This is a genomic window from Methanococcoides sp. (assembly GCF_030594565.1).
GTDB classification, from domain to species: Archaea; Halobacteriota; Methanosarcinia; order Methanosarcinales; family Methanosarcinaceae; genus Methanococcoides; species Methanococcoides seepicolus.
Map to the genome: position 1 here is coordinate 1 of NZ_JAUVEY010000060.1, position 12,187 is coordinate 12,187.

Sequence of the window (12,187 nt, forward strand, 5' to 3'; positions counted from 1 at the left end):
CGGAGTGCTCTTTATCTTTCTGCCCATGCTATACGCCCAGCTCCAAATGGCGTTCCGGCCCCATAGCCAGAGATCTAAGAACATACTTATCGGAAAAGGAGAGGATTGGCGCGATAAGACACACTTCCGTACGGCTAATGGGCTTGCCTGGGCTGATCTGATGATCTGGTTACCGCTGTTGGCAGTTGGGAGTATCGGCGTACTGCAAAGCCAGATATGGGGCTATGTTTTATGGGCGGCATCGGGAGTCGTTTCGGTTTACATCAGCATTGTGCTGTGGTTTTCTGAGCGTGAATATGTGTATCCATCGTGCGGACCACTGGCATATTATACATATTTTTGGGGTTTTTTCGTTTATTGGGGAATAGCTGTCGTTGCCTATGCTTTGCTACGATTGGCTGACATACAATTCTGAAAAAAAGAACACTACATCCAACAAACAAACATTAAAAACTTTGAAGAACGAAAGGTGAACAAACAATGAACATCCTAAACAAAAGCATCGGTCGATTTCCATTGGGTATCTGGATTGCCATCATTGCGCTCCTATCTCTGTTTTTGGCTTGGTTCATGCAAGCCTATTCACTCCTCAATTGGGATATTGCAGTGGATATTGGATTCCAGAATGAGCGTTTCACTGGTGATGCTGTAGAACGTACCTGGGCTCATGAGGGCTGGGGCGTAGCAGTAGCCGATATGCTATGGGCAATGCCCTTAGGTATTGTGGCCCTCATCGGACTCTTACGAAAAAGGTCCTATGGTTTTGCTGCGGGACTGATGGAGCTTTCCATAGGCGTCTATTTCCACTCGTTTTTGCATTTCAGAGATGGATGAGTAATCCAGAAACAGTGACCATAGCCATTTTTCTATGGACCATACCTTCACTTTTAGGGATCATTGGCTTGTGGGCAAATCGAGAATACTTTGAGAAATATTAATCACCATTATCAAAGACATTTCATTTGGTAGAATGAGCAGGACAATGAATTAAAAGAGGGCGAATAGCAATTAGCTAAATGCCACACACATTTAAATCCTCTAATTCTCAAAAAATACTTTTCATTTTTGAGACCAAGAAGTCCGATATTATATGGACCTCCATTGATAGAACCATCCCTATCGTGGCTGCTACAATAAACCTTAAGTATCCCTGGTGCAGCTCAACGCCCATAAGCAACAGTAATAAGGTCACTATCAATGCAAGGTTGATCACGATGGACAGGGGCCCAATGATGGGATTATGGGAGAGACCCCTGTGTTTGAATATGACCTTGTAAGGCCACCAGAGTATCCTGAACATCTTCCATCTCTTGTAGGGTTTGCTTTCTATATCGAGGTCCGGGCTAAGGAAGAATGTTGCAAACAGGTAGGATATGGAAAAGACTGCTATCGTGCAAATATCCAGATATCGGACAGCCAGCTCATTTACATTCCACATAGTAAGATAGAAAATGCCTGCAAGTACAACTGTCAGCACTGCAATGTTTATTGTGTCATGTGTTTTTCCGCCTGGCATTGTTCATCTTTCCTTGAATATGATTTTGGGTCTTTAATGGTGTGGGAGACTTTATATCTTCGCATCGTGGTGCTGTTTTAACAGAAGAGCTCAGCGGTGTCCTATGAGAACTAGAAAAGAGAAATTTTTAAAAGTCAACCAAATGATAAAATAACATATTTATTCGATCCTTTCAAGTGGAATAGAAAAACCAAAGATGCTGAACTTTCCGTATTCGCTTCTGACCCAGGTCTTCCCCCCATGGACCTCAACAAGCTTTTTTACCAGTGAAAGGCCTAGCCCAGTTCCAACATACTGTTTTTGGGAAAAGGAGTTGATCTGGCTAAATGGCTTGAACAGCTTGTCCATATCTTCCTCCTTTATCCCGATGCCACTATCTTCAACTTCAATTTCCAAAGATCCCTGATCCATACGACTCTTTATGGTTATAGCCCCATTCTCGTTGGAGAATTTGATGGCATTACCTACCAGATTGTAGAGTATCTGCTTGAGTTTACCAGTATCGGCTTCAACGATACCTACATCCGGTTGTATCATAGTAGTGATCGTTATCCCTTTACGACTGGCAGATATATTCATGGACTCCGTGATCTCTAAAAGCAATAATCGCAAATTTACTTTTTCACAATGGAGCTCCATCTTACCAACTTCTGCTTTTGAAAGATCGAGAATGTCATTGATAAGACTAAGCAAATGTTTGCCGCTTGCAGAGATATTTCCTGCATATTTCCCCTGTTTTTCGTTCAAAGGTCCAGCATATCCGTTAGCAAGCAGATCGGAGAAACCTATAATAGAGTTCAGTGGTGTCCTGAGCTCATGGCTTACATTTGCAAGGAATTTGCTTTTAGCAATATTCGAAGCTTCTGCCATATCCTTTGAGATTATGAGCTCTTCCTCCATCATTTTCCTTTCAGTTAGATCGATTTTCATGGAAAATATGCTCAACTGGGTTCCTGGTAACAGAACATTTGAATAACTGGAAAGTACCGAGATACTCCTTTTGCCCTTTGTCACAAAAGTAGTTTCATTAAATCGTTCAAATTTTGGATCGGTCATGGCTGAATTGATCATTTCAGACAGTTCTTTGCCATTGTCAATGGGAACTATGAGGTCAGTGATCTTTTGACCAATCGCTTCTTCCTTGGAATATCCATACATCTTTTCACTGGCACTGTTCCAGTAATGAACAATGAGATGAATATCGAACCCCTGAATTGCGACATTGGGTATATCATCTATGAATTTACGGAATTTCTTATCGTTCATTTGCAGCTCTATGTCCTGCTTTTCAATTGTCCTTGAGAGACTGACGTTCTTACTCAGTACCATGTAGGAGATATTAGCAGACATGAGGACCAGTATAAAGGAAAGGGCTTTGATAAAGGAAAAGTCCGCTGAAGACAAGCCATTGACCATTATATATTGGAACCAATCGATGACATAAATCCATGCAGGATAAAGGAATAAATAAGAAAAACAGGACTATTGTGATAAGAACAGAATAGGAGCGTTTGAACCACTTTTTTATTCGAAGCGGATCCTCATCTCCATATTCCCCCTTCATTTTACGACTCCCAATATACTAAAATTGGTATAGATTAATTTATACAAAGGTTTTATATAATGTGCACTGAATAATAAAAAATGCATAATATAAAAAGATAGTACATTGTTAACATTGTAAAACATTTATTGGCACATAAAACAAGTACCGATCCAGAAAGGGAAGAATCAGAATGCAACGAGATATAGAATCTGCTTCAATGTACCTGAACATCTTCCTCTTTGTGACATTGGTAAATTCACTCATCTCAAGGTTCGCAGTTGTAAATTTCCCATTATCCCCTTCAACCGGCGTGTCCAGCATGTACTTCGCAGTAGCTTTTATGATAGTGTTTGCCCTATGGTATGGGATGTGGGGTGCACTGGCAGCTTATCTAGGTTGCATTGTAGGAGCAGGAATCCTTGCAGATATGCCAACCTCGCTGAACATTATATGGTCCATTGCGGACCTATGGCAGGTGATGATCCCGCTTGTTGCATTCACATATTTTAAAGTTAACATCAGTCTAAAAACAAGAAGAGATTTTGTTTATTTGCTAATTTTCGGGGTATTTCTGAACAACCTAATAGGTGCATTCTGGGAAAGCTATATGTTAGCCATCAATGGAGTCGTCCCTGATGAGGAAATTTTCCTAATCTTTGAACAATGGTTCACGGGAAATGTTGTAGCCACTATCGTGATAGTTCCATTTTTACTTCGATATGTTACCCATACATCCAGCAAACAGAATCCTATGTCGAAGGGTACTGGAAATAAGAAATATGAACTGATTTTTATCCTCGGATGATGTTTGCATAAGGATCCAGGACCATTGATATAGAATAGTTCCTACCTTATAGCCATTTCATCCTTTTAAAATAAAGGACCATCGACATTGATACAGATATCATGATGATCCACACCACTGGATAGCCCCATTTCCAGGCAAGTTCGGGCATATGCTGAAAATTCATTCCATATACCCCGGCTATAAATGTCAGGGGTATGAATATCGTGGCAACCAATGTCAGAACTTTCATTACCTCATTCATTTTATTGCTCAAACTTGAGAGGTATATGTCCAGCATTCCGGAAAGCATCTCTTTATACGTCTCTATTGTATCGATTATGTGAATTATGTGGTCATGCACATCTTTGAGATATGCGTTAGTGGATTCCATTATAAGTGGTGATCCCATCACTCCCAGTCTACTTATGATCTCCCTTAGTGGCCATATCGATCTTTTAAGGGTTATCATTTCTCTTTTCAGTTCATGGATCATCTGCAAGGTATCTGGTGTTGGATCTGTCACCAGTTCTTCTTCTATAAAGTCAATATTATCCCCGATCTTTTCGAGTATGATGAAGTAGTTATCGACAATGGAATCTATTAACGCATAAGCAAGATAATCCGCATCCATCTTTCTGATACGACCCTTTGATGTTCTCAGTCGCTCCCTGACCGGATCAAAGGTATCCCCTATTCTCTCCTGGAAAGATAAGACCAACTTTGGTGCTAAGATAAAACTAACCTGCTCTGTTGTTATCTTGTTTACCGCTTCATCAAAAGAGAGCATTTTCATTACAACGTATATGTAATTTTCAAAATCCTCTAATTTCGGACGCTGATCCGTGTTAAGTATATCTTCTAGTACAAGACTATTTAAACCAAAATGTGTTCCGATCTTCTCTATTACATCAACCTGGTGTATGCCATCTATGTTGACCCATGAAACTGTATTTTTATCCTTAGAATGAAAACATTCCTCTACAGTTTTCATTTCCGTTTCCGAGAAGTGCTCTTCATCGTAATCAAAAATAGTAAATCTGACCCTTTCTTCTTTCATCTCACCGATATGGATCAGAGACCCTGGTGGAAGACCTGCTTTAGTTGATCTTTTGAAGATTTTAGACATTAATACCCCTGCTACTTACAACTATGGAAGTGGTAGTATTTCAATTTTTGTGGATACATGCGTAGTTTATTTTTATGAAAAAACGCCCCTTAGCTTCTTTGATGATCACAAAATGCATCTAATTGCACAATGAAATATAACAAATAATATATATGATAAATTTTAAAAGATAATCGATATTATACATGAGAAATTGAGGAAGATAATCGAATATGGATGGAACGGAAGACATGCGGAGCGATTTAGCTTTGGAAGGATATTGTAAAGCTCAAGCCGAATCTACCGTTGATCCTGGGATCTTAAATTCTATTTTTGATGATCTGCCTTTGATCATGGTCCTTATCGATGAGGACGGGAAAATTAAAAATGTAAATAGAGCTGCCACTGTTAAATTGGGGAAGGATAAAAAGGATTGTCTTGGCCTTCTTGGTGGCGAAATATTTCAATGTATAAATTCATTTTCAGGGGAAGGATGTGGGAAAAACATAGAATGCCTAGATTGTGTTGTCCGAAATTCCATACTGCACACTTTTAAGACCGGAGAGAACATTTATAAAAAGGAAGGTGAATTGGACATAGTAACCAATGGTCTTCCCGTACCAATTCATTTATTAATTTCCACGATTCTGATACAAGGTGAAAATGGTCCAAATGTCTCATTGGTCGTGGATGATATATCAGAGATCAAAAGGACAAATGAGATCATCAAACGGAAACTTGAGATAGAAAAGGTAGTATCGCACACTTCATCGATGTTCATCTCCAGCAAAGATATTGATTTTAACATAGATTTTGCACTTGAGAAAATTTGTAACTTGTGTGGAAGTAGCAGAAGTTACGTTTTTCTGATCCGTGACAATGGAACTCAGATGGACAACACCCATGAGTATTGTCCGGAAGATGTGGAAGCCCACAAAGAGAACCTTCAAGACCTCCCCGTAGATATGTTCCCCTGGTGGATGAACAAACTCCACAATGGTGAATCGATCCATATTAAAGATGTCTCAGCATTACCCGAAGAAGCATCAGCTGAAAAAGATATCCTGGTGATGCAAGAGATTCGATCATTGATAGTCTTGCCTCTGCAAAGGGATAATGAACTTATCGGATTTATCGGATTGGACAATGTTCAAAATACTAGAGAGTGGGAAGAAGAAGATATTTCCATTCTTCGTATGGTGTCCCATATAATAGGAACTAGCCTCGAGCGCAAGCAAGCAGAGAATGCAATGCGAGAGAGTGAGGAAAAACTGCGCAACATCGTGGAGAATAGCACCAATCTCTTCTATTCACACACACCGGAACACGAATTAACATATCTTAGCCCTCAATGCCGTGAATTCCTTCAATGCGAACCCGAGGAAGCCATGGTCAGATGGAACAAATTCGCCACCGACGATCCCGTCAACAAAGAAGGATTCGCGCTTACCGAGAAAGCGATCAAAACCGGAAAAAAACAGCCATCATACCAAATGGAAGTTGCAGGAAAGAAAGGGCGAAAGATCTGGGCAGAGGTAAACGAAACACCTATCGTAAAAGATGGAAAAACCATAGCGATCGTTGGTTCTTTAACCAACATTACCTCGCGCAAGAAAGTGGAAGAAGAACTGGAGGAACGCCTGATGTTCCAAGAGGCGGTACTGGACTGTATCGCAAATGGCATCGTAGCCTGCGATCAGGAGGGGACACTGACGTATTTCAACCGGGCCATATGCGCGCTCCATGGCTTCCCCATTGAACCGATCCCGGCGGAGGAGTGGGCGAACCACTACAGCCTGCACGAGCCGGATGGCAAAACGCCGCTGACGCTTGAGCGTAACCCACTGATACGGGCGTGGAAGGGTGAAGATGTGTCCAGCCAAGAGATGGTCATCGCAATGAAAGGACTTGCACCTCACACACTAATTGCCACTGGACGCAAACTGACCGATACCAAGGGGAATCCACTCGGAGCAGTAGTGTCGATGAATGACATCACTGAGCGAAAGCAGATAGAAACTGCTTTGCAAAAATCTGAACAGAAGTTCAGAACATTTTTTAATAATTCTAATGATCCAACCCTAATATACGATTTTGACGGCATCATCTTGGAAGTGAACGAAGTTGCTTGTGAATTCACTGGTTATAGCAGAGATGAAATGCTGAGTATGTCAGTGATGGACTTGGATTCTCCTGAACAGGCAGCAAAGATAACTGATAATATCAAGCATTTACAAAAGGGAAAACGTGCCATATTTGAAAGCATAGCTCTTTGCAAAGACGGCACTCTTGTCCCTATAGAACTAAGCAACAGTGTCATTGAGTATGATGGAAAAACAGCTGTCCTTTCCACTTCCAGAGACCTGACAGAGCGGAAGCAGGCAGAAGACGCAATGATCAATGCCAAGATTGCTGCTGAAGATGCTAATCGGGCTAAATCCGAATTTATCGCAAATATGAGCCATGAGCTAAGAACACCTCTTAATTCGGTCATTGGTTTCTCAGATGTACTGTACACTGAAAAATCTGGCACTTTGAACGAAACTCAGAAGAGATACATATCTACTGTTCTTAAAAATGGGAAGCAGCTTTTGATACTGATCAATGCGTTATTGGATTTCTCAAAGGTAGAAAGCGGAAAGATGGAGTTGAAAATAGAAGAATTCATTTTGGCCAGATTAATTGAAGAAATAGAGACTTCAATAGTACCTTTATCTTCAAAGAAGGATATTGAACTTAAATTCAATATCGACATCAGAAAGCCGATTATAAAAGCAGACAGAACAAAGCTCAAGCAGATCCTCTACAATCTGATAAGCAATGCCATCAAGTTCACAGAAAGAGGAGGTTTTGTGACTATCGAATCCCGAACCTCTGAAGATAATATTTCATTTTTTGTAAAAGATAATGGCATTGGGATCTTGTCCGAGGATATGAAGAAACTATTTCGACCATTTGTCCAGATCGATTCATCACGTACACGAGAATATGGAGGTATTGGCCTCAGCCTCACCATTGTCAAAAAGTTTGTGGAAATGCAGGGAGGCGAAGTTTGGGTTGAGACCGAAGTTGGAAAAGGAAGTGAATTTGGATTTACCTTACCAAATGATCCTGAGATAATAGCCTGTGAGTAATATTTGACGTGTCTGACAGAGAGGTTAAACCAAAAGTGACCACATCGTCAACATAATCATGGAAATATAACCAAATCACCCAAATCGTGGACCACCGTAATCTGCATTATTGTTATATCCCCTGCTTTCCCAGTACCCCTCATATGGTTCATTAATAACCTCAATGCCGGTTATCCATTTTGCCCACTTATAACCGTATTTGCTTTCAGCAACAAGCTGAAGCGGGAAACCTCGGTCTTGAGGAAGGGTTACATCATTGAGCCGGTAAGCGAGAATTATGTTGTTGTCGATAAGATAGTACAGATCAAGGGATGTAGAGTAGCCATCTGCTGAATAAAAAATAACTGTTGTTGCTCCTTCCTGAACACCTGCCTCATCAAGCAATGTAGCAACTGGCACACCGGTCCATTTTCCAGTAAAATCCCAACCTTCAACGCAATTGAGATCGACCACCTTTGAAACGTTCGGATAAGAAGTGATCTGATCATAGGTCAGTGTCAACGGTTCATCGACCATACCATCGATCCTCAAAAGATAAGTATCCTCAATTATCCCCTGAGTTCCTTTGATTGCATTGTTCCTTTGCTCACTTATAGGAGTAAGCTCGATCCCCTGATATTCAAGAGTTTCCACCTCATCACCATATATACCAACATCATCCCCACCTGTATCTGAAGATATACAGCCTGAAATTGATATGAACAAGCACAAGATGACAAAGATAACGAACATTTTCATCACAACAACCCCGAATAAGAATTAATGTTGATACATAAAATAGTTTTTCATGGTGTTACTTGTAACCCACATGCCCTGCAACCACCTATGAAAAAATTACATATATTAAACAGACAGAACTTATAGGGGGAAAAGGGATTGAACACAACAAAAGATACACTCCGAAAATATAACCGCTACTCACATGTCTATGATCTTTTTGAATGGATGATGGAACATATTGCTTTCAAAAAATGGCGGAAGGTCGTATTCTCAAAAGTTGAAGGAAGATGTCTTGAAGTCGGGTTAGGCACAGGTAAGAACTTTGATCACTATCCTGAAACTGCTCAAATGGTAGCTATCGATCTTTCACCTGGAATGATGGGGAAAGCTAAGGGAAGAGCAGCAAAAGCAGACGTGGAAATGGTGGTAATGGATGCCCAGCATCTTGCATTCAAGGATAATGTATTTGATTCGGTTGTAATGACATTTGTACTTTGTTCGGTGCCAGATCCTGTAAAAGGAGTGGAAGAATGCGTACGTGTCTGCAAACCTGAAGGTAAGATAATAAATCTGGAACATGTTCGCAGCAAGTACCGAATAATTGCATTTATGGAAGAGCTGATGAACCCGATAACAAGCGGATTCTTCGGGTTCAATGTCAATAGGAATACAAGAAGTAATATCGAAGCCGGAGGAGCAATTATTGTCGAAGATCATAAATTCGCATTTTTCGATGTATTCAGGCTCTTTATCAGTAAACCGAACAAATAAGGCCATATATACCAAACAAGGAATAAACAATATCAAACGGTGCGACAAGAAGCTAAAACATGAATTGCGGAAACGCTATCCCTTCCATTTGGGGTAATCCTACTATGACATGCGTCAATGGGAACGTTGGGGTGTGAAGCTCATAGGACAATGTGGAAAAGTTCGGAAATCTAATCTGAATCATCTGCTAGGATAAAGATACTATGAAGAACGTAATGTGAACCATTGTAAGAATCGTTAATTGTAACAAGCGAAATTAGATTGATGCGCTTTAACCAAAAGGTATAGAATCAGACTATAATGGCTCGATTGACATTATAGGAAATGGACATATGATTCTCGGTTTATAGATGGCTTCTAAGGTATTTGCAATTATTCATGTTGTAGAACTTGGTAAGCCCTATATACTCCCTTCGGGGTAGGAATCCTGCAAAGGATAACGATGGTATAGAGGGTAAAGGAAAGAAGTAGGAAGCGAATGATAATTTGTAATGAATTATATAGGGGTTCAAGATTTGCCCTAATCCGAAAGGATGCAGACTTACTCTATGGTATCGAAACGTAAGAAAAGAAGGTATAACTATGAATGTAAGAATTTCAAGTACACTAAGCAATGAGTTTGGTGAGAAGCTTACAGATATGCCCAACTGGAACAACATTAATTGGAATTCCGTTGAAATGCATATTAGTAGAATACAAGTCAGGATTACGAAAGCAGTTATTAATAGAAATTGGAATTTAGTAAAAAGACTAAGTTATTTGCTAACCCATTCTCACTACGCTAAACTGTTAGCTGTCAGAAAGGTGATTCAGAATAAGGGTAAAAGAACAGCAGGAATCGATGGAGAATTGTGGTCAACACCTAAATCCAAGATGAATGCGGCCCTTAGTTTATCTGATAAACATTACAAAGCAAGACCATTAAAGAGAGTATTTATTGAGAAATATGGGTCTGATAAGAAGCGACCATTAGGTATCCCAACCATGTATGATAGAGCTATGCAAGCATTATATGCATTAGCTCTTGACCCTATTGCAGAAGTAACAGCAGACAAACGTTCTTTTGGATTCAGGAAATCCAGAAGTACACAGGATGCTTGCAGTCAAATTTTTGGAAGTATGTCTCAAAAAAGGTCTGCACAATGGATACTTGAAGGCGATATAAAAGGTTGTTTCGACAATATCAGCCATCAATGGTTAATAAACAGTACCCCTATGGATAAATCAATTCTGAAACAATTCCTCAAAGCAGGATTTGTTTATGAAAATTCCCTATTTCCAACAAAAGCAGGAACTCCACAAGGTGGTATTATTTCGCCAATATTAGCTAACATGACCTTAGATGGAATTGAAAGCATACTGGTTGAAAAATATCATCGTGGTAAAAGTGGAAGAATAACAGCCCATCAACAAGCCAAACACAAAGTTAACTTTGTGCGATATGCGGATGATTTTATTGTTACTGCCAAAACAAAGGAAATCGCAGAAGAAGCAAAAGAATTGACTAAGAATTTCCTTACGGATAAAGGACTGGAACTATCGGATGAAAAAACCCTTATTACTCGCATCGATAATGGTTTTGACTTTTTAGGTTGGAATTTCAGAAAATACAAAGGGAAACTTCTAATTAAACCATCCAAGAAATCCATTCAGAAAGTAACTGAAAAAATCAGTAATACTATCAAAGATGGAAAGACATGGACACAAGAAGATTTAATAGACACCCTTAACCCTATCATAACTGGATGGTCTAATTACCATCAAGGTGTGGTTTCCAAAAAAACATTCAGCACTCTTGATTCAAGAATATGGAAGATGCTTTGGAAATGGGCTAAGAGAAGACACCCCAAGAAATCTAAATTCTGGATCGTCAATAAATATTGGCATCCCAAAGAAACGAGGAAATGGGTATTCTCAACAAAGAAAAACCAACTGAAACTCTTGTCAGATAAAAAGATAGTTAGACATACGAATCTAACCTTAAGCAAAAACCCTTACACAGACTCCGAATACTTTGAAACACGTAAATACAAACAAGGTATTAAAAAGCTATCAGGAAAGTTTAAAACCGTATGGGATAATCAAAAAGGCAAATGTCATATCTGTAATCTACTGATTGACATTAATAATGGTGGAGAGGAACGCCCTTTACATCACAAAAATGGAAATCATGATGATAACAGAGTGTCAAACTTAGCCTATACGCATGTACATTGTCACAGACAACACCATGCTACGAATCCAAAAATAACTGCTGCCCTAACGGGTTAAGAGATGCTTGAGCTGTATGAGTTCGAAAGTCTCACGTACAGTTCTTAGGCGAGAAAGAGGGAGTAATCCCTCTGACTTAGCCGACAATATACCGAAAATGTTAAAGCAGAATTTTAAACGATGAAAAACAGATCAGTTTGAAGTTACCGATATGAGTATAAATGATTAACCGTTATGGATACCTACTCAAATACACAACAAAAGAGGCGAATATAATGGAAGATGACTACGATGAACTTGATGATATTATAATGCAGAAACCTTCAGAGGGAGACAGAGTAAGGATGGAACACGAAATGCTTGACAAAGCTGCATCCCACCCAATAAGAAGACAGAT

10 protein-coding genes are annotated in these 12,187 nt (G+C 39.7%); 6 read left to right on the plus strand and 4 right to left on the minus strand.

Annotation, left to right across the window (positions count from 1 at the left end; genetic code table 11):
- Positions 1–46 precede the first annotated feature (46 nt).
- Positions 47–415, plus strand: coding sequence for a hypothetical protein (locus QAS77_RS06495; RefSeq protein ID WP_305064537.1), 369 nt, complete (start codon positions 47–49; stop codon positions 413–415).
- 143 nt (positions 416–558) lie between these two features.
- Positions 559–834: a hypothetical protein gene (locus QAS77_RS06500; RefSeq protein WP_305064538.1), complete on the plus strand. Its 276-nt coding sequence runs from the start codon at positions 559–561 to the stop codon at positions 832–834.
- A gap of 211 nt (positions 835–1,045) precedes the next feature.
- On the opposite strand, the gene QAS77_RS06505 is transcribed toward QAS77_RS06500, so the two are convergent.
- Together QAS77_RS06505 and QAS77_RS06510 are read right to left on the minus strand one after the other, a co-directional pair.
- On the minus strand, positions 1,046–1,516 hold the full coding sequence (locus QAS77_RS06505; protein ID WP_305064539.1) for a metal-binding protein: 471 nt from the start codon (positions 1,514–1,516) through the stop codon (positions 1,046–1,048).
- 159 nt (positions 1,517–1,675) lie between these two features.
- Entirely contained in the window at positions 1,676–2,932 is a 1,257-nt protein-coding gene (locus tag QAS77_RS06510) for a PAS domain-containing sensor histidine kinase (protein ID WP_305064540.1), read from the minus strand.
- 320 nt (positions 2,933–3,252) lie between these two features.
- Between QAS77_RS06510 and QAS77_RS06515 the strand changes: the two genes are divergently transcribed.
- Positions 3,253–3,867 (plus strand): hypothetical protein, encoded by a 615-nt coding sequence (locus tag QAS77_RS06515; RefSeq protein ID WP_305064541.1) that lies wholly within the window; start codon positions 3,253–3,255, stop codon positions 3,865–3,867.
- 46 nt (positions 3,868–3,913) lie between these two features.
- Here the strand turns inward: QAS77_RS06515 and corA are convergent, their stop codons facing one another.
- Positions 3,914–4,975, minus strand: coding sequence for a magnesium/cobalt transporter CorA (corA, locus tag QAS77_RS06520; RefSeq protein WP_305064542.1), 1,062 nt, complete (start codon positions 4,973–4,975; stop codon positions 3,914–3,916).
- Between the two features lie 212 nt (positions 4,976–5,187).
- Here corA and QAS77_RS06525 point away from each other — a divergent pair, with 212 nt between their 5' ends.
- Complete coding sequence (locus tag QAS77_RS06525; RefSeq protein WP_305064543.1) at positions 5,188–8,088, plus strand: PAS domain S-box protein; 2,901 nt, start codon at positions 5,188–5,190, stop codon at positions 8,086–8,088.
- Positions 8,089–8,163: 75 nt separating this feature from the next.
- On the opposite strand, the gene QAS77_RS06530 is transcribed toward QAS77_RS06525, so the two are convergent.
- On the minus strand, positions 8,164–8,826 hold the full coding sequence (locus tag QAS77_RS06530) for a molybdopterin-dependent oxidoreductase (protein ID WP_305064544.1): 663 nt from the start codon (positions 8,824–8,826) through the stop codon (positions 8,164–8,166).
- 138 nt (positions 8,827–8,964) lie between these two features.
- Here QAS77_RS06530 and QAS77_RS06535 point away from each other — a divergent pair, with 138 nt between their 5' ends.
- Positions 8,965–9,579 carry a class I SAM-dependent methyltransferase gene (locus tag QAS77_RS06535; RefSeq protein ID WP_250868795.1) on the plus strand — a complete coding sequence of 205 codons (615 nt, stop codon included), beginning with the start codon at positions 8,965–8,967 and terminating at the stop codon, positions 9,577–9,579.
- 582 nt (positions 9,580–10,161) lie between these two features.
- Complete coding sequence (ltrA, locus tag QAS77_RS06540) at positions 10,162–11,850, plus strand: group II intron reverse transcriptase/maturase (RefSeq protein ID WP_305064545.1); 1,689 nt, start codon at positions 10,162–10,164, stop codon at positions 11,848–11,850.
- The last annotated feature ends 337 nt before the right edge of the window (positions 11,851–12,187 follow it).

Excerpts from the sequence above, each read along its gene's own strand:
- QAS77_RS06525 (WP_305064543.1), top strand. The coding sequence starts at position 5,188 with ATGGATGGAACGGAAGACATGCGGAGCGATTTAGCTTTGGAAGGATAT.
- ltrA (WP_305064545.1), top strand. The coding sequence starts at position 10,162 with ATGAATGTAAGAATTTCAAGTACACTAAGCAATGAGTTTGGTGAGAAG.
- QAS77_RS06495 (WP_305064537.1), top strand. The coding sequence starts at position 47 with ATGGCGTTCCGGCCCCATAGCCAGAGATCTAAGAACATACTTATCGGA.
- corA (WP_305064542.1), bottom strand. The coding sequence starts at position 4,975 with ATGTCTAAAATCTTCAAAAGATCAACTAAAGCAGGTCTTCCACCAGGG.
- QAS77_RS06530 (WP_305064544.1), bottom strand. The coding sequence starts at position 8,826 with ATGAAAATGTTCGTTATCTTTGTCATCTTGTGCTTGTTCATATCAATT.
- QAS77_RS06505 (WP_305064539.1), bottom strand. The coding sequence starts at position 1,516 with ATGCCAGGCGGAAAAACACATGACACAATAAACATTGCAGTGCTGACA.
- QAS77_RS06510 (WP_305064540.1), bottom strand. The coding sequence starts at position 2,932 with ATGGTCAATGGCTTGTCTTCAGCGGACTTTTCCTTTATCAAAGCCCTT.
- QAS77_RS06515 (WP_305064541.1), top strand. The coding sequence starts at position 3,253 with ATGCAACGAGATATAGAATCTGCTTCAATGTACCTGAACATCTTCCTC.